The sequence below is a fragment of the Streptomyces sp. A01 genome, assembly GCF_059026195.1.
The window spans coordinates 173,582-193,313 of record NZ_JBWLKN010000016.1; the positions used below are offsets into that span (position 1 = coordinate 173,582).

Annotated in this window: 17 protein-coding genes and 1 pseudogene; 9 read left to right on the top strand and 9 right to left on the bottom strand. The window is 72.0% G+C overall.

Going from position 1 to position 19,732, the window contains the following annotated elements; genetic code table 11:
* Window positions 1-147 precede the first annotated feature (147 nt).
* Window positions 148-1,380: a bifunctional adenosylcobinamide kinase/adenosylcobinamide-phosphate guanylyltransferase gene (locus tag AC5P1B_RS22550; RefSeq protein WP_493889181.1), complete on the bottom strand. Its 1,233-nt coding sequence runs from the start codon at window positions 1,378-1,380 to the stop codon at window positions 148-150.
* Between the two features lie 211 nt (window positions 1,381-1,591).
* Here AC5P1B_RS22550 and AC5P1B_RS22555 point away from each other — a divergent pair, with 211 nt between their 5' ends.
* Window positions 1,592-1,810, top strand: coding sequence for a hypothetical protein (locus AC5P1B_RS22555; RefSeq protein WP_493889182.1), 219 nt, complete (start codon window positions 1,592-1,594; stop codon window positions 1,808-1,810).
* 459 nt (window positions 1,811-2,269) lie between these two features.
* On the opposite strand, the gene AC5P1B_RS22560 is transcribed toward AC5P1B_RS22555, so the two are convergent.
* The 4 genes from AC5P1B_RS22560 to AC5P1B_RS22575 all read right to left on the bottom strand — a co-directional run bounded on the left by AC5P1B_RS22560 (window position 2,270) and on the right by AC5P1B_RS22575 (window position 7,166).
* On the bottom strand, window positions 2,270-3,418 hold the full coding sequence (locus tag AC5P1B_RS22560; protein ID WP_493889184.1) for a S1C family serine protease: 1,149 nt from the start codon (window positions 3,416-3,418) through the stop codon (window positions 2,270-2,272).
* A gap of 385 nt (window positions 3,419-3,803) precedes the next feature.
* Window positions 3,804-5,600, bottom strand: coding sequence for an ABC transporter ATP-binding protein (locus AC5P1B_RS22565; protein ID WP_493889186.1), 1,797 nt, complete (start codon window positions 5,598-5,600; stop codon window positions 3,804-3,806).
* Window positions 5,601-5,739: 139 nt separating this feature from the next.
* On the bottom strand, window positions 5,740-6,447 hold the full coding sequence (locus tag AC5P1B_RS22570) for a class I SAM-dependent methyltransferase (protein ID WP_493889187.1): 708 nt from the start codon (window positions 6,445-6,447) through the stop codon (window positions 5,740-5,742).
* 83 nt (window positions 6,448-6,530) lie between these two features.
* Entirely contained in the window at window positions 6,531-7,166 is a 636-nt protein-coding gene (locus AC5P1B_RS22575; protein WP_493889214.1) for a DUF3043 domain-containing protein, read from the bottom strand.
* A 290-nt stretch (window positions 7,167-7,456) separates the two neighbouring features.
* Here AC5P1B_RS22575 and AC5P1B_RS22580 point away from each other — a divergent pair, with 290 nt between their 5' ends.
* The 4 genes from AC5P1B_RS22580 (at window position 7,457) to AC5P1B_RS22595 (ending at window position 11,055) form a co-directional block, all read left to right on the top strand.
* Window positions 7,457-8,245, top strand: coding sequence for a PspA/IM30 family protein (locus tag AC5P1B_RS22580; RefSeq protein ID WP_493889188.1), 789 nt, complete (start codon window positions 7,457-7,459; stop codon window positions 8,243-8,245).
* 254 nt (window positions 8,246-8,499) lie between these two features.
* Window positions 8,500-8,778, top strand: a complete 279-nt coding sequence (gene pspAA / locus AC5P1B_RS22585; RefSeq protein WP_493889189.1) for a PspA-associated protein PspAA — start codon at window positions 8,500-8,502, stop codon at window positions 8,776-8,778.
* Window positions 8,779-8,917: 139 nt separating this feature from the next.
* The gene (locus AC5P1B_RS22590) at window positions 8,918-10,372 is read left to right on the top strand and encodes a sensor histidine kinase (protein ID WP_493889190.1); all 1,455 of its coding nucleotides are present in this window, start codon (window positions 8,918-8,920) and stop codon (window positions 10,370-10,372) included.
* Window positions 10,369-11,055 (top strand): response regulator transcription factor, encoded by a 687-nt coding sequence (locus AC5P1B_RS22595; protein WP_493889192.1) that lies wholly within the window; start codon window positions 10,369-10,371, stop codon window positions 11,053-11,055. The genes AC5P1B_RS22590 and AC5P1B_RS22595 overlap by 4 nt, the downstream gene beginning before the upstream one ends.
* 161 nt (window positions 11,056-11,216) lie before the next feature.
* Here the strand turns inward: AC5P1B_RS22595 and nadA are convergent, their stop codons facing one another.
* The gene (gene nadA / locus AC5P1B_RS22600; RefSeq protein WP_493889194.1) at window positions 11,217-12,425 is read right to left on the bottom strand and encodes a quinolinate synthase NadA; all 1,209 of its coding nucleotides are present in this window, start codon (window positions 12,423-12,425) and stop codon (window positions 11,217-11,219) included.
* A gap of 255 nt (window positions 12,426-12,680) precedes the next feature.
* Here nadA and AC5P1B_RS22605 point away from each other — a divergent pair, with 255 nt between their 5' ends.
* Entirely contained in the window at window positions 12,681-13,034 is a 354-nt protein-coding gene (locus AC5P1B_RS22605) for a HesB/IscA family protein (RefSeq protein WP_493889195.1), read from the top strand.
* A 206-nt stretch (window positions 13,035-13,240) separates the two neighbouring features.
* Here AC5P1B_RS22605 and AC5P1B_RS22610 read toward each other — a convergent pair whose 3' ends face one another.
* Both AC5P1B_RS22610 and AC5P1B_RS22615 read right to left on the bottom strand, forming a co-directional pair.
* Window positions 13,241-14,902, bottom strand: coding sequence for a hypothetical protein (locus AC5P1B_RS22610; protein ID WP_493889197.1), 1,662 nt, complete (start codon window positions 14,900-14,902; stop codon window positions 13,241-13,243).
* Between the two features lie 131 nt (window positions 14,903-15,033).
* Window positions 15,034-15,249, bottom strand: a complete 216-nt coding sequence (locus AC5P1B_RS22615) for a hypothetical protein (RefSeq protein ID WP_493889199.1) — start codon at window positions 15,247-15,249, stop codon at window positions 15,034-15,036.
* Window positions 15,250-15,427: 178 nt separating this feature from the next.
* Between AC5P1B_RS22615 and AC5P1B_RS22620 the strand changes: the two genes are divergently transcribed.
* Window positions 15,428-16,414, top strand: coding sequence for a carbohydrate kinase family protein (locus AC5P1B_RS22620; protein ID WP_493889201.1), 987 nt, complete (start codon window positions 15,428-15,430; stop codon window positions 16,412-16,414).
* A gap of 301 nt (window positions 16,415-16,715) precedes the next feature.
* Here the strand turns inward: AC5P1B_RS22620 and AC5P1B_RS22625 are convergent, their stop codons facing one another.
* Complete coding sequence (locus AC5P1B_RS22625; protein ID WP_493889202.1) at window positions 16,716-18,146, bottom strand: cysteine desulfurase/sulfurtransferase TusA family protein; 1,431 nt, start codon at window positions 18,144-18,146, stop codon at window positions 16,716-16,718.
* A gap of 384 nt (window positions 18,147-18,530) precedes the next feature.
* Between AC5P1B_RS22625 and ctaC the strand changes: the two genes are divergently transcribed.
* Both ctaC and AC5P1B_RS22635 read left to right on the top strand, forming a co-directional pair.
* Window positions 18,531-19,493 carry an aa3-type cytochrome oxidase subunit II gene (gene ctaC, locus AC5P1B_RS22630; protein ID WP_493889203.1) on the top strand — a complete coding sequence of 321 codons (963 nt, stop codon included), beginning with the start codon at window positions 18,531-18,533 and terminating at the stop codon, window positions 19,491-19,493.
* Window positions 19,490-19,732 (top strand): annotated as a pseudogene (locus tag AC5P1B_RS22635) (aa3-type cytochrome oxidase subunit I); the annotation flags it as partial. The gene ctaC and the pseudogene AC5P1B_RS22635, both read left to right, overlap by 4 nt.

The window sequence follows — 19,732 nt, forward strand, 5'->3', positions numbered from 1 at the left end:
GTCCGGCATGACCTTGTGGGGTCCCGCCCCAGGGGGATCGCGCAGGCGACACGGGGCAGCGGGGCAGATCCCGGCGGGGCCCGTCTGCCGGACGCTCCCGCCGGGGACCGGTCCTGACCCCGGCGGGGCGGGCGGGGCGGAGCCAGGTCAGCCGCGCAGGGCGAGCGCCTGTCCGGCCACGACCAGCAGGACGTGTTCGCACTCGGCCGCCACCGCCGCGTTCAGCCGCCCCAGCTCGTCCCGGAAGCGGCGGCCCGACGCGGTCGCCGGGACGACGCCGGAGCCGACTTCGTTGCTCACCGCCACCACCGGGCGGCGCGTGACCCGCACCGCCGCCGCCAGCTCGGCGACCCGCGCGCGCAGCTCCCGTTCACCGCCGCGCGCCCAGCGCTCGTCGTCCCAGGCGCCCACCGCGTCCATCACGTCCGTCAGCCACAGCGAGAGACAGTCGATGAGCAGCGGCGGCCCGTCCTCCGCGAGCAGCGGCGGCAACTCGCAGGTCTCGGCCGTACGCCAGCTGCCCGGTCTGCGCTCGCGGTGCGCGGCGACGCGGGCGTCCCATTCGGCGTCGTCCTCCCTGATGCCGCCGGTCGCGACGTAGAGCACGTCGGGGAACGCCGCCAGCCGCCGCTCCGCCTCCAGCGACTTGCCGGACCGTGCGCCGCCCAGCACGAGCGTGCGCCGGGCCAGGTCGGGCACCGCGTGGTACTCCCCGACGATCACCGTCTGTCCGTCGGGCACGGCCCGCGCGCCCGCCGCCGCCAGCCTGCGGTGCAGCTCGGGGCCCGGTGGCACGGAGTGGTCGATGTGGACGGCCAGCACATCGGTGGTCGGCGCGGCCACGCCCGCCCCCCGCAGCCGGGCCAGCGCGTCCGGCCGCTCCAGCACATCGAGCAGCACCATGTCGTACGGGTGGGCCGTGCCCCGCGCCGTGCCGAGCGCCCCGGCGCCCCGGTCGGGGAGCCCGGCCGGGGCGGCGCCAGGGGGCAGATACAGGAGCCGTTCCCCGTCGGGCCCGGTCACCTCGTAGCCGGTGCCCGGCGCGTCCACGGCCACCGCGCGCACCCGGTGCCCGCTGAGCAGCGCCAGCTCCAGACCGTCGGCCGCCCGCCCGGGAGCGGGCAGACCGGCGGGAAACTCGAACGCGGGACCGTCGTGCGGATGGGAGAGCAGCACTTGCCGCACCCCGGTCAGGGAGCGCCCGGCGCGGGCGGCGGCGAGAGCGGGGCCAGGGGTCAGGTCGAGCAGCAGGGCGCCGTCGATGAGCAGCGCTGTCGCTGTCCGCGCGTCGGGGCCGACGGCGGTGGCGCAGGACGCGCAGGGGCAGCCGGGCCGGGGCAGCCCGCCGGGGGCTCCGGTGCCGAGGAGAGTGAGTTCCACGCACTGATCGTCTCGCGTCCCGGGGCGGCGGGCGCGCGGGGCCACCCCCGATGGGGTGTTCGGCACGGCTACTCTGCGGGCAGGCAGCTCGTATCCGCGGCGGATCACGTCGTATCCGGAGCGGCTCAAGAAGCGGATCATGACGTAACCAGCGCACGACGAACGGGTCCGCCGCGGCAGCGGCGGAGACAGCGGCAGAGACGGAGCGGACATGGCGTGGACGTGGCGGTTCGAGAAGTCCGATGGGACCCAGACGGAGCCCGCGGTGGAGCCGGAGGAGTTCCCCACCCAGGGTGACGCGGAGTCCTGGGTGGGCGAGGTCTGGAAGGAACTGCTGGAAGGCGGGGTCGACCAGGTGTTCCTGTACGAGGACGGCGAGAAGATCTACGGGCCGATGAGCCTCCACGCCGACCAGGCGGAGTCCGCCTGAGCGGAAGCCGGAGCCGGTGCCGGAGCCGGGAGCCGGAAGCGGGAAGCCGGACCGCGCTGGCTGGTGCTGGTGCCGGTGCGGGGGCCGGTGCCGGTGGTGCGGGGCCGTGCTGGGCGCGGTCCGCATTGGGCGCCGGGCGGGGCTCGGCCTGAGCCGGGGCGGCCACACGCGTGAACCCCTGGCGTCCGCCCTTCGGGGCGGGCGTCGCGGCGCGTGCGGACCTGATGGCGGGTGAGGGATCGTCTCGCGCTGAGCGTTTCCACACCGACCGGGCGGAGTCCGCCGGTGCGGGATGCGGGATGCGGGATGCGGGATGCGGGATGCGGGATGCCTGAGCCGGATGCCGGTGCCGGAAGCCGGATCGCGCTGACTGGTGGCCGTCCTGGGCGCGGTCCGCACGGCCCGGCCGCGCTCGCGTGGACCGTGATGTCCGCCTTCGGGGCGGGCATCGCGGCGTGGTCAGAGTTGGCCGAGGGTGACGGCGGCCGTCTCGCGCTTGCCGTCGCGTTCGTAGGTCAGCCGTGTCTTGTCGCCCGGCGCGTACGAGGCCAGCGCCTCCGACAGGGAGGCCATGGTGGTGATCTTGATGTCGCCGACGCCCAGGATGATGTCGCCCGCCCGCAGCCCGGCCTTCGCCGCGGCCCCGCCGTCGGCCACCGCGACGATGCCGACGCCGGCGGGCTGGTAGTCGTCGTCGAGTACGGTCCTGGCGGTGACGCCGAGCGCGGCCTTGCCGGACTCCGTCACCTTGCCGTGCTTGATCATCTGGTTGGCGATGTTGGTGACCGTCGAAGCGGGGATCGCGAAACCGATGCCCGCTGCCGCGTCGCCCAGCTCCGGGTCGGTCGCCGCGAGGGTGGGAATGCCGATGACCTGGTTGTCCAGATTGACCAGCGCGCCGCCGCTGTTGCCGGGGTTGATGGCGGCGGACGTCTGTACCAGGTTGCTGATGGCCGCCCCCGTGCCGTTGCCCTGGCTCTCGCTGACGGTGCGCCCCACCGCCGAGACGATGCCCTGGGTGACGCTGCTGGACAGGCCGAGCGGGCTGCCCATGGCCAGTACGATCTGCCCGACCTCGACCTTCGTCGTCGCGCCGAAGACGGCGGGCCTGAGGCCCTTCGGTGGCTTGTCGAGCTTGATGACGGCGAGGTCCTGCGGGGGGTAGCTGGCGACCACCGTGGCCCGCAGGGTGTCCTGGCCGGTGGCCGTCGTCACCTCGAACGTCCGCGCGGTGCCGACGACGTGGGCGTTGGTGACGATGTGTCCGCGCTTGTCGTAGACGATGCCGGACCCGAGCTCCTTGCCGGTGGTGATCTGTACGACGGACGGCAGCACGGCGTGCACGGTCTCCTGGTAAGCCCGCTGGAGGTCCATCCCGGCGCGCCCCCCGCCGCCCTTCCGCGTCCCCGTAGGGGAGGGGGCGGCCTCGGGCGCGCTCTTCGAGGCGGCCCCCGAATCCGCCCTGGAGGCGGTCTCGGACGCGGAGCCGGACCCGGCGTCGTCGGTGCATCCGGTGACCAGGGCCACCGCGCACAAGGCGGCGGTGGCGGGCAGCAGCAGCCGACGCGGAGCGGTGCGTGCGCGGGAGACGGACAGGCCTGGAGTCATGCCTGAAGTGTCCCTTTTCGGGGCATGTGGTGGGGTGTCAAGTCCGCCGCATGGGGGAGCGATACGGCACCCGCGCGGCCCTCTTCCCCGTCGCCCCGGGGCCGCCCGCCCCGCCCCGCGCCGCCCGCCTGGGACCCGTACGCCCTCGGGGCGGACCGCCTGCGGCGACTGAGCCGTGTCCGACGGACCGAGCTGGGGGAGCCCCTGTCCGTGCGGCGCGGACCGCGGGTGCGTTGTGGCTGGTCGCGCAGTCCCCCGCGCCCCTGGCGGGGCACAGCCCTGCGCTGTGCCAGGGCTGTTTTCCCTGGGCCTGTCGGGCCTGGGGAGGCACCTGCGCAGCCCGGTGCCGGGCACGTGTGGCCCGCCGGACACCCCCTGACTGGCCCTAACCGGCCGCGGCGAGGAACTGCGCCGCCGCCAGCTCGCCGTACAGCGGGTCGGCCGCCACCAGCTCCGCGTGCGTGCCCACCGCCCGCACCACGCCCGCCTCCATCACCACGATGCGGTCGGCGAGGGTGACCGTGGAGAGCCGGTGCGCGACGACCAGCACCGTCGTCTGGCGTGCCGCCTCCGCCACCGCGTCCCGCAGCGCCATCTCGTTGACCGCGTCGAGTTGGGACGTCGCCTCGTCGAGCAGCAGCAGTCGGGGGCGGCGCAGCATCGCGCGGGCTATCGCCACCCGCTGGCGCTCACCGCCGGACAGCTTGCTGCCGCGATGCCCGACGACGGTGTCCAGGCCGTCGGGCAGCCGCTCCACGAGACCGTCGAGCCGGGTGCGTACGAGCGTTTCGTGGATGGCCTCTTCTGTGGCGTCGGGCGTGGCGAACAGCAGGTTGTCGCGCAGCGTCCCGGCGAGCACCGGGGCGTCCTGCTCGACGTAGCCGATGGAGGCCCGCAGCTGGTTCAGCGGCCAGTCCCGCACGTCCTCGCCGTCGACGAGCACCCGGCCGCCGGAGACCTCGTAGAACCGCTCGATCAGCCCGAACACGGTGGTCTTGCCCGCGCCTGACGGACCGACGAACGCCGTCAGGCCGCCGCTCGGGATGTCGAAGGTGACGCCGTGGTGGACGTACGGCAGCTCCTCCCGGTAGCGGAAGGTGACCTTCTCGAACGCCACCGTCGCGGGCTTGCCCCCGCCCGGCACCGCGCCGCCCGAAGGCAGCACCCCGTCCGGCCGCGGCTGCGACGGCTCGGTCTCCAGCTGCTCGGCCTCGTGGATACGGGCCACCGCCGCGGCGCCCACCTGGTACTTCGAGACGGCGTCGACCAGGCGCGTGACCGGGTCGATCAGGTAGAAGAGGAAGAGGAGGAAGGCGATCAGCGTTCCCACGTCGGTCGCGCCGGAGGCGACCCGCGCGCCGCCGATCCCCAGCACGGCCAGGAACGAGACCTGGACGGCGAAGCCCACCGAAGACCAGGCCAGCGCCTGCCACTTCGCCGCGCGGACGCCGTGCCGCCACGCCTCCTCGGCCGCCGCGTCCACCGCCGCGTTCTCCCGCGCCTCAGCGCCGGAAGCCTTGATCGTGCGGAACGCGCCGAACGTCCGCTCCAGGACGGTGGCGACCTCGCCGATGGCCTCCTGGGCCGCCTTGCTGGCCTGCGCGATGCGCGGCATCACCAGCCCGAGCGAGCCGCCGATCAGCACCATCACACCGGCCGTGACGCCGAGCAGCACCGGCTCCATCAGCGCCATCAAGATGACCGTGGCGATCAGGGTGAGGCCCCCGGTGACCACGCCGACCAGCGTTTCCGTAGCCGCCGCGCGCAGCAGGGTGGTGTCGGAGGTGACCCGCGACATCAGATCGCCCGGCTGCGTGCGCTCGATCTCCGGCAGCCGCAGCCGCAGGAGTCGCCCGACGAGCCGTCGGCGAGCGGCGAGCACCACGGACTCGGCCGTGCGCTCCAGCAGGTACGCCCCTAATGCCTCGATGGCGGTCCCCACCAGCACCAGCGCGGTGAGGACGATGAGTATCCCGGTGATGGACTCGTCATCGCCCAGGCGGTCGACGAGGGCCTTCGCCGCGAGCGGCTGGGCCAGCCCGGTCGCGGCTCCGAACAGCGAGAACAGCGCGGCCAGAGCGATGATCCAGCGATGCGGCCGGATATGGCTGTAGAGAATCGCCCAGGTCTGCCGGGCGGGCAGTTTGGTCGGCTTCGCTGTCTCGTCCTGCTCGGCGGGCAAGGTTGCTCCTGGGCCTCGGGTCCACTCCTGGCAGGAAGCAGGACGCGAAACCCCGGGCCGGTACCTGACACGGACCGCGGCGCGATCCTCACATCTTCACGGGACGGGGTGCGGCAGGCGGTGGGCCGTCAGCCAGGCGTCAGCCGCGCACGCCGCACAGATGCAGCAGCGCGGCGACGGCGCGGTACGGGTCGGTGCGCCCGGCCCGGTCCTCCGCGTCCAGCAGCCGGGCCAGCTCCTCGGCCGCCGGGGGCTGCTCGCCGTCGGCGGCGCCGTCGGTGAAGACCCGTACGCCGTACCAGGTGTGCAGCGGCGCCCCGATGCCCGCCAGCGTGGCCGTCAGGTCGTCGAGCCGGTCGGCGCGTACCGGCAGCCCGATCCGGTTGGTGTAGGCGGGCGAGTCGAAGGCGGCGAGCGCCCCGGCCCAGTCCCCGGCGAGGCCGGGACGCATGGCGAGCGCGTCGGCGTTGCGTACGACGAGCGAGAGCACCCCGCCGGGCGCGAGCACCCGGGCGAGACCGGCGAGCATCGGGTCGGGGTCGGGCACGTACATGAGCACGCCGTGGCACAGCACCACGTCGAAGGCGCCGGGCAGGAAGTGCGCGCCGGTGTCCCGGCCGTCTCCCTCGATCAGCCGTACGCGCTCCTGGATGCCCTCCGGCTCGCCGGTCAGCGCGGCACGCGCGGCCGCCAGCATCGCCGGGTCGGACTCAAGGCCGGTGATCTCATGCCCGGCGCGGGCCAGCCGCAGCGCCTGCGTGCCCTGGCCGAGCCCCACGTCGAGCACGCGAAGCCGCTGCCCGACCGGGAAGCGCTGGGCGATCTGGGCGTCGAGCTGCCGTGCCACCAGTTCCTGGCGGACGGCGTTGCGCAGGGCGCCGAGACCACTCAGCCAGTTCTCCGCGCCGCGCGCGAAGGCCGCACCCGGACTCAGGGCCGCTCTCCGCGCTTGACCTGCGGCTTGGGCAGCCGCAGTCGGCGCATCTGGAGGCTGCGCATCAGCGCGTACGCGACGGCGCCGCGCAGGTTCTCGTCGGGGAAGCGCTGCCGGAGCTGGCGCTTGAGTGAGACGGCGATGACGACCGAGTTGACGACGATCAGGCCGATGACGACCAGCCACACCAGCAACACGTACTGCTGCATGGCACCGGCCTGCACCATGCTCAGGACCAGGATGATCACCGCGAGCGGCAGGAAGAACTCCGCCACGACGAACCGGGAGTCCACGAAGTCACGCGCGAAGCGCCTGATCGGGCCCCGGTCGCGATTGGGGAGATAGCGCTCATCCCCATTGGCGAGGGCCTCGCGCTGCTTGGCCAGGTCGGCACGGCGGGCCTCCCGCTGACGCTTGGCGGCGTCCTTGCGGTTGGTCGGCGTACTGGCCAGGCTGCGGCGCTGCGTCTGGGCCTCGCTGCGCTTGGGGGTCGGGCGCCCCTTGGGCGCCTGCGGGTCACGGGTCTGCTGCTGCTGGTCCGCGGTCACCTTGGTGGGCGCGGCCTGCTCATCCTTCGCACGGCTTCGGAACACGAAACCCAAGGGTACGGGGTGCGGGGGTGTGGACCACAGCCAAGGTGGGAACGATCCGGCAACGGCTGTACGTCCTGCTGCTGTGACCCACCGCTGAGCCCTGCCGCTGCGGCCCGCCGCCGCGCAGGACCGCCTCCACGGCGCGGGGTGTCCCTGACAGACGTCTACTCCTCCCGCCGGAGAGACCAGGTCCCTGATCGTCCTGGAGGAGGAGTCCGCGAGCGCCCGAACAGTGCGGTAATAGAAGCAGGGCCCGTACGCTGGGCTTGATAGGTGTGCTGGAGTCGAAGTCCGTCAGAAGGGGGCGCGCGAGGCCCATGAGCGGTGTCATGAAGCGTATGGGGATGATCTTCCGCGCGAAAGCCAATAAGGCTCTGGACCGGGCCGAGGACCCGCGCGAGACCCTTGACTACTCGTACCAGAAGCAGCTTGAGCTGCTGCAGAAGGTGCGGCGTGGGGTCGCGGATGTGGCGACGTCGCGGAAACGGCTGGAGTTGCAGCTGAACCAGTTGCAGGGCCAGTCGTCGAAGCTGGAGGACCAGGGGCGCAAGGCGCTCGCGCTGGGCCGTGAGGACCTGGCGCGCGAGGCGCTGTCCCGCAGGGCGGCGTTGCAGCAGCAGGTCACCGACCTGGAGACGCAGCACCGGACGCTCCAGGGCGAAGAGGAGAAGCTCACCCTCGCCTCGCAGCGGTTGCAGGCCAAGGTCGACGCCTTCCGGACCAAGAAGGAGACCATCAAGGCGACCTACACCGCCGCCCAGGCGCAGACCCGGATCGGTGAGGCGTTCTCCGGCATCTCCGAGGAGATGGGCGACGTCGGGATGGCCATCCAGCGCGCCGAGGACAAGACCGCGCAGCTCCAGGCGCGAGCCGGGGCGATCGACGAGCTGCTGGCGTCCGGCGCGCTCGACGACCAGTCCGGCATGGCCAGCAAGGACGACATCGCGGCCGAGCTCGACCGGATCTCCGGCGGCACGGACGTCGAGATCGAGTTGCAGCGGATGAAGGCGGAGCTGTCGGGCGGCACGTCGCAGCCCGCCATCGAGGGCGGCCAGGCGGGTGCGGGCAGCGGTCAGGCCCAGCCCGCGGACCAGAAGCCCCGCTTCGACAAGCAGTGACGAGCACCAGCGAGCACGGACAAGCGGCAGTGAACAGTAGTGAGTGCCGATGACCCGGGCGAACGGCGGCGAGCGGCAAAGAGCGGTAGAAAGTAAGCAGCCGTGAGCGGTCGCGAGCGCGGATCAGCGGAGGCGGGCGGAGCCGGCCGGCGACAGCGGGCCGGCGGTGCGGCAGGAAGACGGAGCCGCGGTGGCCGACCCGCAGCCGCTGTCTCCCGGTCGCCGGGCACGTTCTTCAAACGAGGGAGACCGTCGTGATCGTACGGATCATGGGGGAGGGGCAGGTGGAGCTGGCCGACAGCCACTTCGCCGACCTGAACAAGCTGGATGACGAACTGCTCGCCGAGATCGAAAGCGGCGACGAGGACGGCTTCCGGCGCACCCTTGCCGCACTGCTCGACGCGGTACGGACCCTGGGCGAGCCGCTGCCCGCGGACGCCCTTCACCCGTCGGAGCTGATTCTGCCCGGCCCCGACGCGACGCTCGACGAAGTCAGGGACATGCTCAGTGACGACGGGCTGATCCCCGGCTGAGACACCGGCCGCCCCGGGCGGAGCGCCTCCGCCCGTCCCAGCGCATGACTTCGCACACCGCGGCGCCCCCGTTCCCGGCAGGGAGCGGGGGCGCCGTGCGCTACGTGGTGGTAACGGAGGGGGTCGGCAGCCCGTACCGTTGGATGCCGTGACTCTCCCCGCCGCAGAACCAGGTGCCGCCCGTCCGGGACCGGTCCGGTTGAACTGGCTGCGCGCGCACCCGCTCGCGCTCGACGCCGTCCTCGCCGTAGGCGTGTTCGCTCTGATGCTGATCAGCTCGGTGTCAGGGCCGCAGGCCAACCGGCCGGAGATGGGCGTGGTCTTCGTCGGGCTGAGCGTGCTCGCCAGCTCCGCGCTGGTGCTGCGGCGCAGGATGCCGCGCTCCGTGCTCGCCGTGACCACCGCGGTCAGCCTGCTGGGGATCATCTGTACGCGCGATGAGGCCGTGCCTCCCACCCCGATAGTGATCAGCGCCGTTTTCGCGCTGTACACCGTCGCCGCCTCGACGGACCGGCACACCACCTGGCGGACGGGGGCCGCCACGGTCGCCCTGCTCACCAGCTCCGTCATGGTCTTCGGCTTCCGGCCCTGGTACGCGCAGGAGAACCTGGCGATCTTCGCCTGGACCGGCATGGCCGCGGCCGTCGGCGACGCCGTACGCAGCCGCCGCGCCTTCGTCGCCGCGATCGAGGAACGCGCCGAGCGCGCCGAACGGACCAGGGAAGAGGAGGCCAGGCGCCGGGTCGCCGAGGAGCGGCTGCGGATCGCCCGCGAGCTGCACGACGTGGTCGCGCACCACATCGCGCTGGTCAATGTGCAGGCCGGAGTCGCCTCGCACGTCATGGACAGCCGCCCCGACCAGGCCAAGGAGGCGCTCGCGCACGTACGTGAGGCGAGCCGGTCGGCGCTGGGCGAACTGCGCGCCACCGTCGGTCTGCTGCGGCAGTACGGCGACCCGGAGGCGCCGACCGAACCCGCGCCGGGGCTCGGCGTCCTCGACCAGCTCATCGACGGCTTCGTACGGTCGGGGCTGCGGGTGCGCGTGGAGGCGTTCAGCGAGCGGGACCCGGCGCCGCCGGTCCGGGACGCGGTCGATGTCGCCCGGATAGCGGGGGCGCTGCCCGGCGCGGTGGACCTCACCGCCTATCGCGTCATCCAAGAGGCCCTGACCAACGTGCACAAGCACGCGGGAGCGCAGGCCGCGGCCGAGGTACGCGTCGTGCGGCAGGCCGACGCGCTGGACATCACCGTCCTGGACGACGGGGCCGGAGCGGCCGTCACCACGGGAGCCCGCAGCGGCGCGACGCCCGGCAAGGGCGGAGCTGCCGGAGCCAAGGCAGGCGCCGGTGGTGGCAGGGCGACCACGGCGGTCGGCAAGGGCGGCGAAGTCAACGGCGCGGCGGGCGGCGCGGCGAAAGGCGTGGCGAGTGGTGCGTCGAGTGGCCCGGAATCCGGCGGCGGGCACGGTCTGATCGGCATGCGCGAGCGCGTCGCCGCGCTGCGCGGCGACTGCCAGGCGGGACCCCGCCCGGAGGGCGGCTTCCAGGTACGCGCCACACTGCCCGTGCGTGACCGTACGGGAGGGGACTCATGACAATCAGAGTGGTGCTGGCGGACGACCAGGCGTTGCTGCGCAGCGCGTTCCGCGTGCTGGTGGACTCCGAACCCGACATGGAGGTGGTCGGGGAGGCGTCGGACGGCGCGGAAGCCGTGGAACTGACCAGGGCCGAGCGCGCCGACGTGGTGCTGATGGACATCAGGATGCCGGGCACCGACGGCCTCGCGGCCACCCGCATGATCAGCTCCGACCCGCAGCTCGCCGACGTACGGGTGGTCATGCTGACCACCTTCGAGGTGGACGAGTACGTGGTGGAGTCGCTGCGCGCGGGCGCCAGCGGATTCCTCGGCAAGGGCGCCGAGCCCGATGAGCTGCTGGCCGCCATCCGGATCGCGGCGGCGGGCGAGGCACTGCTGTCCCCCGTGGCGACCAAGGGGCTGATCGCGAAGTTCCTCGCGCAGAGCGGCGGTCCGGGCGCCGCCGACGGCGGGGGCTACGGCGCGTCCCGTCTTGAGGCGCTCACGGTGCGCGAACGCGAGGTCCTCGTCCAGGTGGCCGGGGGGCTCTCCAACGACCAGATCGCCGAACGCCTCGCGGTCAGCCCGCTCACCGTCAAGACGCACGTGAACCGGGCGATGGCCAAGCTCGGGGCCCGCGACCGGGCCCAGTTGGTCGTCATCGCGTACGAAACCGGCCTGGTACGCCCCCGGGTGGAGTGAGCGCCCGCGGCACGCGCCCGGGTGTGCGCGCGTGCCCGGCGCTGGGCACGGAAACAGCGCTGCCGCCGCCACGGTGCCAAGCCCCCGTTGCGGGAGCCTGGCGGCGTAGCGGCGGCAGGAAGGCCGACCGGGCTGTCCGGCCCGCGCGGGCCGGACATGGCTTACGGCAGCGCCAGCATGCGCTCCAGGGCGAGCTTCGCGAAGCTCTCCGTTTCCCTGTCGACCTCGATGCGGTTGACGACCTTGCCCTCCACCAGCGACTCCAGCGCCCACACCAGGTGCGGCAGGTCGATGCGGTTCATCGTGGAGCAGAAGCAGACCGTCTTGTCGAGGAAGACGATCTCCTTGTCCTGGTCGGCGAACCGGTTCGCCAGCCGCCGGACCAGGTTCAGCTCGGTGCCGATCGCCCACTTCGACCCGGCCGGGGCGGCCTCCAGGGTCTTGATGATGTGCTCGGTCGAACCGACGTAGTCGGCCGCGGCCACGACCTCGTTCTTGCACTCCGGGTGCACCAGCACGTTCACGCCGGGGATGCGCTCCCGTACGTCCCGTACGGACTCCACCGAGAAGCGTCCGTGCACCGAGCAGTGCCCGCGCCACAGGATCATCTTCGCGGCCCGCAGCTGCTCGGTGGTGAGCCCGCCGTTCGGCTTGTGCGGGTTGTAGACGACGCAGTCGTCCAGGGACATGCCCAGGTCCCGCACGGCGGTGTTGCGGCCGAGGTGCTGGTCGGGCAGGAACAGCACCTTGTTCTCGGAGTGGTCGGAGTGGCCGGGGTGCCCGCCCTGCTCGAACGCCCACTCCAGGGCGCGCTTCGCGTTGGACGAGGTGCAGATGGTGCCGCCGTGCTTGCCGGTGAACGCCTTGATGTCGGCGGAGGAGTTCATGTACGCGACGGGGACGGTGGCCTCGGCGATGCCCGCCTCGGTCAGCACGTCCCAGCACTCGGCGACCTGCTCGGCGCTGGCCATGTCGGCCATCGAACAGCCGGCGGCGAGGTCGGGCAGGACGACCTGCTGGCCGTCGCCGGTGAGGATGTCGGCCGACTCGGCCATGAAGTGCACGCCGCAGAAGACGATGTACTCGGCGTCGGGCCGGGCGGCCGCGTCCCGCGCGAGCTTGAAGGAGTCCCCGGTGACGTCCGCGAACTCGATGACCTCATCACGCTGGTAGTGGTGGCCGAGCACGAAGACCTTGTCGCCGAGCTTGGCCTTGGCCGCGCGGGCGCGCTCCACGAGATGCGGGTCGGAGGGCGCGGGCAGGTCGCCCGGGCACTCCACTCCGCGCTCGCTCCGGGGGTCGGCTTCGCGGCCCAGGAGCAGCAGGGCCAGCGGCGTGGGCTGGACATCGGGAGGTTGGGCGGTGGTCACTGCACGCACCCTTTCTTTTCCGCAGACAAGCCTTTTCGTCTGATTGACGCTATCTATCATAACCGCTTCACGTCACTTTGACGATGGCCATCATGTCGATGTGACGCATTCCGGGACCGGTGGCCCATGCCGGGCCGCCCGCCGGTGTGCGAGCATGAATACGGAAGACGCGTGCCAGAGCCGGAATGAATCCGGTACGGCGCGGGTTGCAGCCGAGGGCAAGCAGTCCGTACGTACAACCCGGGAGAGAAGCAGATGACGGTTCAGGACGACACCACCACGAGTGACGGCATCCTCCTGTCCGATGCCGCCGCGGGCAAGGTCAAGGCACTGCTGGAGCAGGAAGGCCGTGACGACCTGGCGCTGCGTGTGGCTGTCCAGCCTGGTGGCTGCTCCGGCCTGCGCTACCAGCTGTTCTTCGATGAGCGCTCGCTCGACGGCGACGTCCTCAAGGAGTTCGACGGTGTGAAGGTCGTCACCGACCGCATGAGCGCCCCGTACCTGGGCGGTGCGTCGATCGACTTCGTGGACACCATCGAGAAGCAGGGCTTCACCATCGACAACCCCAACGCCTCGGGCTCCTGCGCCTGTGGTGACTCCTTCAGCTAAGGCCCCCGCGCCTGCCGGGACGCCGCGTTCCGGCCACGCTGGACCCAGACGTACGCACGGAGGCGGCGGACCCCCTGGAGGGGCCGCCGCCTCCGTGCGTACGTGGCCTCCGTACGTCATGCCGTAGTCACGTCGTACCGCAGTCGCCATGTGCGCCCTGCCGTGCCGGGACTGCCGCCCCTGGCGACTGGTCCGACCGGCCGGGACTACTTGTCCTTCGTCCCGGCCTTCGGGACCTTCTTGCCGGTCGCCGCGTCCACGACCTCACGGCCGTCCAGCGGCTCGTCGAGCTTGATCTTCTTCTCGAAGTCCTCGGCGAGCAGGATGCACTTCTGGCCCGGCTTCTTCTCCTTGCCGACGACTCGCACCTTCACCTCGGACTCCGAGGCGTCCGCCGAGACCTTGTACGTCGAGCAGACCCCGCCCCAGAAGCGCACGGTCAGCGTCTTGCCGTCCACGCTGTACGACTGAACGTGCTTCGTCGGCCGCGTACCCGGCTGGGACTCCGAGTCCTTCCCCGATCCCTCCGGCTCGTCCGGCGGCTCCTGCTCACCCTTGGCCCCGCTGATGTACTCCGGGTCCACGGCGGGGTGGGTCACGGTGAAGTCGGCCCCACCGCTCTTGGAGTCCGACGGGCGGACCGTGAAGAGCCAGGACGGCACCAGCGCCTGCTTCCCGTCCACGTACCGCATGCCGAGGCCCAGCTTCGCGCCCCGCACCTGCTGCGTGGCGGGCTCGCCACCCCGGGTGGGCTCGCACGGCGCGATCTCCCGCTTGTCGTCGCCCTTCGCCGCACCGTCGTCAGGGACCGCCGAAGCGCAGCCGCCGATCGTCACCTTGCCGTTGCCGCCACCGGTCTTGTTCAGCTCCTTGAGGGCCTCATCGGCGTCGATCAGCGGATAGTCGTCGCCCTTCGCGGGCTTAGCGAGGAACCCGCTGGCGCCGGCCAGCTCGCCGTCAGCGCCCACCTCCATGCTGGTCTGCCAGCCGTACGTCGGCAGGTCGCTGAAGACCGGTTCGGCGGTCACGGTGCGGATCGCCCCGTAGGTGCGGCTCGCGTCGAGCTTCGCGTCCGGATGCCCGACGGCGCTCAGCACGGGCTGGACGGCCTGCTTCGCCTTCGCCTCGGACACCGGGTGGGAGCTGTCGGCGGGCTCGGTCGCGCCGTCCGCCGGGCCCTGGGCGCCCTCCCCGGCCGAGCTGTCCCCGGGGGTGTCCTTGGCGCGGCCCTCGCCGCGCTGCTTGCCGCCGTCGCGCAGCGAGCCGCAGCTCGGCGGCGCGATGGCGCTGTCGCCGTCCTCCAGGGTCCGCGGCGGCTCCAGGCACTCCGTGCCACCGGGGGAGCCGAAGCGGCTGAAGGACCAGCCTCCCGCGTCCGACTCCTTCACCCGCAGCGTGGGGCTCATCTGGTCCGGCGTGCCGCCGACCTTCCAGACCCCTTGTTCAAGGCGCGGCGCGCCCGCTACGTCGAGCACCTTGGCCAGCCGCTGCACATCGGCGCGGGTGACCTTCGGGCCCGTCCGGTAGACGGGGGCCGAGTCCGGGGCGTCCGGCAGTTCGCCGGTGGCCCGGTAGCGGGCCCGGGTCGGGTCCGGCTCGCCGGCCGCGATGCCCTCACGCGTCCCGCCGCTGTACGAGTCCAGCGCGAGCGGTTCCGGCTTGCCGCCGTCGCCCGACCGGCCCGGGCCGCTCGAACCGCTGTCGTCCCCGGCCGTCGAGGCCCAGTAGGCGCCTCCGCCGCCGACCACCATCACCGCCGCGGCCACCGTCGCGATGGCCAGCGGAGAGCGGCGCTTGCGTCCCGCGGGCTCGTCGGCGTGTGCGGGAGTCTCCTCGGAAAGGTCCTCGGGGGTGTCCTCGGTGCTCACGGTGTTACTCCTTCGGCTCCGCTCGTTGTGTACGGCTCCATCCCCAGGAGGGGGACGCCGATGAGACGGAGGAGAGGAGGACCCGGTTCCCCTCGGAGTGACGGCCGTGGGAGCGGCCGGAGTTGACCGGGTCAGTCGCCGTACTCCGACATGCCGTCCAGCAGGTGGGCAGACGTCGAAGGCACCTGTACGCCGTGGATCTGGGCCGGGGCCACGGGGGCGCCGGTGGCCGACGGCTTCCCCGCGGCCCAGTGCGGGGCCATCCGCGCGCAGTCGTCCCGCAGCTGGTCGAGCGACTCTGGCTCGGCGCTGCGGGCGGGAAGATCGGGGGTGGCTTGCTGCGACATGGGCGCTCCCAGTCCAGGGGGCCGCGCGGCGCGAGCCCCGGCTATCGGAAACTGTATGCATGCTGAAGGTAGCGAAGAAAGGCCTACTATTGGGTAGTTTTGCCTGTTCGGCCGGAGGCGGCGAACCCGGTAGCGTGAGGCGACCGTCTTTACCGCCGCCCGCAGGAGCAGACTCGCCGTGCGAATTGCTGTCACCGGCTCAATCGCTACCGACCACCTGATGACCTTCCCCGGCCGATTCGCCGACCAACTGGTCGCCGATCAGCTGCATACGGTTTCCCTCTCGTTCCTGGTAGACGCCCTCGACATCCGCAGGGGCGGCGTAGCCCCCAACATCTGCTTCGGCATGGGCCTGCTCGGCCTGCGGCCGGTGCTGGTCGGCGCGGCGGGCGAGGACTTCGCGGAGTACCGCGCCTGGCTCGACCGGCACGGAGTGGACACCGCCTCGGTGCGGATCTCGGAACTGCTGCACACCGCCCGCTTCGTGTGTACGACCGACACCGACCACAACCAGATCGCCTCCTTCTACACCGGTGCGATGAGCGAGGCCCGGCAGATCGAGCTGAGGCCCATCGCCGACCGGGTCGGCGGCCTCGACCTGGTCCTCATCGGCGCCGACGACCCGCAGGCGATGGTCAGGCACACCGAGGAGTGCCGGACCCGCGGCATCCCGTTCGCCGCCGACCCCTCCCAGCAGCTCGCCCGGATGGAGGGCGAGGACATCCGCCGCCTCGTCGAAGGCGCCACGTACCTCTTCACCAATGAGTACGAGAAGGCCCTCATCGAGAACAAGACCGGCTGGACCGGGGAGGAGATCCTCGGCAAGGTCGGCACTCGGGTGACCACGCTGGGCGCGCGCGGCGTGCGCGTCGAACGCGCGGGTGAACCGGCGGTCGAGGTCGGCTGCCCCGAGGAGGACGCCAAGGTCGACCCGACCGGTGTCGGTGACGCCTTCCGCGCCGGATTCGTCGCCGGGCTCTCCTGGGAGCTCTCCGTCGAGCGCTCCGCGCAGGTCGGCTGCATGCTCGCGACGCTTGTCATCGAGACGCTGGGTACGCAGGAGTACGAGCTGCGGGGTGGGCGTTTCGTTGAACGTTTCCAGAAGACGTATGGGGCTGAGGCGGCCAACGAGGTGCGGCCGCACTTGCCTGGCGGGCTGGTCTGAGCTGGCCTCTTTTTGTCCTGAAGCGCCGGAGGGGCTGAACGGTGTCCTCAAGCGCCGGACGGGCTTATTTTGCCGGACAGGGTGGTTGTGGGTGCCGGGCGGGCTGGAGGTTTCAGTCCGCCCGGCACCGGCCGCCAGGCCCAGAGGAAGCAGCCTTGGCACAGCGAAGGTGGTGTGCCCCGTCAGGGGCGCGGGGAACTGCGCGACCAGCCACGACGCACCCGCACTCCGCGACGCGCGGACAGGCGCACGGACAAGGGCTCCCCTTCCCCGCATGGTCCGCATGATCCGCGGACACGGCCTACTCCGGAGCTACGCGGCGGACCCAGTACGAGACTCCGCGGTCCGCGCCCCGTTCGCCGACGTACTCCTGGCCTCGCATCTGGCACCACGCGGGGATGTCCAGGCGGGCGGCCTCGTCGTCGGCCAGGACGGCGATGACCGAGCCGACCGGCACCTCCTCGATGACCTTGGCCAGTTCGATGACGGGGATGGGGCAGCGCTTGCCGATCGCGTCCACCGTCAGCGCGGGGACGTCGGGCAGCGGCTCGCCGCTCTCGGACACGGCGGCCCCGGACGTACGCGCCGCGGCGGCGGGGGCGCCCAGCCGGCCCCTTACGGAGGCGACCACGCCCGGCAGCGCGGTGAGGAAGCTTTCCACGTCCGCCTCGGCCGTGCCGGGCGGCAGCGAGACCCGGATGTTGCCCTCCGAGAGGACGCCCATCGCCCTCAGTACGTGGCTCGGCGTCAGGGTGCTCGACGTACACGAGGAACCGGACGAGACGGCGAAGTCCAGCCGGTCCAGCTCGTGCAGCAGGGTCTCCCCGTCGGCGTAGAGACACGAGAACGTCACCATGTGCGGCAGCCGCCGCGCCGGGTCGCCCACCACCTCGACGTCGGGCACCAGTTCGGGCACCCGGGTCCTGATCCGGTCGACGAGGGCCCGTAGCCGTACCGCCTCCGCACCGGCCTCCTGTCGTACGGCCCGTAGCGAGGCCGCCGCCGCGACCACGGCCGGGACGTTCTCAAACCCCGCCGAGCGGCCCGACTCCCGTTCGTCCACCGGCCCTTGAGCGGCGAACCGTACGCCCTTGCGGACCGCGAGCAGCCCGACGCCCGCGGGCCCGCCCCACTTGTGCGCGCTCGCCGTCAGCAGCGACCAGCCCCCCTCGACCGGGCCCCAGCCCAGCGACTGGGCCGCGTCCACGAGCAGCGGTACCCCCGCCTCCCGGCAGTGGGCGGCGACCTCGGCCACCGGCTGCTCGGTGCCCACCTCGTGGTTGGCCGACTGGAGGCAGGCCAGCGCGACGGGCTCGGGGGGCTCGCGCAGGGCCGCCTCGTAGGCGCTCGGTGCCACCCGGCCCTGGGGGTCCACGCCGATCTCGGTGACCGAGCCGCCGGCCGCCGCGTGGGCGCTCGCCGCGTGCAGCACCGAGGAGTGCTCGACGGCCGACACGACCAGCCCGCGGCCCGCCCTGCGGCGGCCCGCGAGCGCCCCGGCGACGCCCAGGTGCACCGCGCGGGTCCCCGAAGGGGTGAAGACCAGCTCGTCGGGGCGGCAGCCGACGGCCTCGGCCGCCGTCTCGCGCGCGGCGTCGAGCAGCAGCCGCGCCCGCCGCCCCTCGCGGTAGAGCCTGGCCGGGTCGGCCCAGCCCTCGTCGAGGGCGGCGAGCAGCGCCTGGCGGGCCACTGGGTGCTGGGGGGCGGTGGAGGCGGCGTCGAAGTAGGGCACGTCACGAACGCTAGACGACGCGGGCGGGGGATGACCGGCCGCGGCCGGTCCTGTCGGCCGGGGAACGCGTTCCGCCCAGCTCAGCGCCGGGTCCCGGCCGGAGGCGAGGACATGACGAAGCCCGCTTTGGCGGGACGCCGCGCGGGCCGTTCGGGTGGCTTTGCCCGCCTCTCAGCGGTCCGTCAGTTGCCGTCCGGAGGCCGCTGTTCCACCCCTTCGGGGTGTGGACCGGCGCGTTGGGCACCCTCCCCGCGCGACCTCAAATAGCGTCCAGTAGGGTTTGGTCCGCATAAACATCCAAACCCCTGCCCGGAGCGGGCCGGCGACCGATCAGCGAGACGGCCGCAGCCGGCCGCACGGGCGAGACTCTCGGGAAGGCGCTACGTGAGTCCCAACGGCTCCGACCGCTCGTCGCGGCGCCCGATGCGGCGGAAGCTGCCGCAGGCGCTGGCCGCGGGCCTGGTCCTTGCGACCGCCACCGGCTGCACATCCAAGGACTTCCCCCGCCTCGGAATGCCCACCCCCGTCACGGAGGAGGCGCCGCGGATTCTGTCCCTGTGGCAGGGCTCCTGGGCGGCAGCACTCGCCACAGGCGTGCTGGTCTGGGGCCTGATCCTGTGGAGCGTCGTTTTCCACCGGCGCAGCAGGACCAAGGTAGAGGTACCTCCGCAGACCCGGTACAACATGCCCATCGAGGCGCTGTACACCGTGGTTCCGCTCGTCATCGTCTCGGTGCTGTTCTATTTCACCGCGCGCGATGAGAGCGAACTCCTCAAGACCTCCAAGAAGCCTGACCACGTCATCAACGTCGTGGGCTACCAGTGGAGCTGGGGCTTCAACTACATGGAGAACGTGGACGGTAAGACGTCCACACCCGCGAAGACTCCCAAGGAGGTCTCCAGCATTCCTGACCGGATGCTGAAGGCCGTGCCCAAGGGCGCCGAGGGCGTGTACGACCAGGGCACCCCGGGTGACCGCAATCCTGACAAGGGATGGCCCGGGCCGACGCTGTGGCTGCCCAAGGGCGAGACGGTTCAGTTCGTGCTCACCTCGCGCGACGTCATCCATTCCTTCTGGGTGGTGCCGTTCCTGATGAAGCAGGACGTCATTCCGGGCCACACGAACCGCTTTGAGGTGACTCCGAACAAGGAGGGCACCTTCATGGGCAAGTGCGCCGAGCTCTGCGGCAAGGACCATTCCCGGATGCTCTTCAACGTCAAGGTCGTCTCTCCGGAGCGTTACCAGCAGCACCTGAAGGACCTGGCGAAGAAGGGTCAGAACGGCTACCTCCCGGCTGGCATCGAGCAGACGGACGCCGCCAAGAACGCGGAGACCAAGAACCAGTGAGCATCCTCAATGAACCTCAGGGTGCCGCCGCCGACACGGCAAAGGCAGCACCGCCCGAGTACCGGAAAGCGCCCGGCAGTGCCGTGGTGAAATGGCTGACCACCACCGATCACAAGACGATCGGCACGATGTACCTGGTCACGTCGTTCGCGTTCTTCTGCATCGGTGGCGTGATGGCGCTGTTCATGCGCGCCGAGCTGGCTCGTCCCGGCACGCAGATCATGTCGAACGAGCAGTTC

Bases quoted from the DNA above. Each gene is read 5' to 3' on its own strand.
- AC5P1B_RS22555 (WP_493889182.1), top strand. From the start codon at position 1,592: ATGGCGTGGACGTGGCGGTTCGAGAAGTCCGATGGGACCCAGACGGAG.
- AC5P1B_RS22560 (WP_493889184.1), bottom strand. From the start codon at position 3,418: ATGACTCCAGGCCTGTCCGTCTCCCGCGCACGCACCGCTCCGCGTCGG.
- AC5P1B_RS22580 (WP_493889188.1), top strand. From the start codon at position 7,457: ATGAAGCGTATGGGGATGATCTTCCGCGCGAAAGCCAATAAGGCTCTG.
- AC5P1B_RS22595 (WP_493889192.1), top strand. From the start codon at position 10,369: ATGACAATCAGAGTGGTGCTGGCGGACGACCAGGCGTTGCTGCGCAGC.
- AC5P1B_RS22605 (WP_493889195.1), top strand. From the start codon at position 12,681: ATGACGGTTCAGGACGACACCACCACGAGTGACGGCATCCTCCTGTCC.
- AC5P1B_RS22615 (WP_493889199.1), bottom strand. From the start codon at position 15,249: ATGTCGCAGCAAGCCACCCCCGATCTTCCCGCCCGCAGCGCCGAGCCA.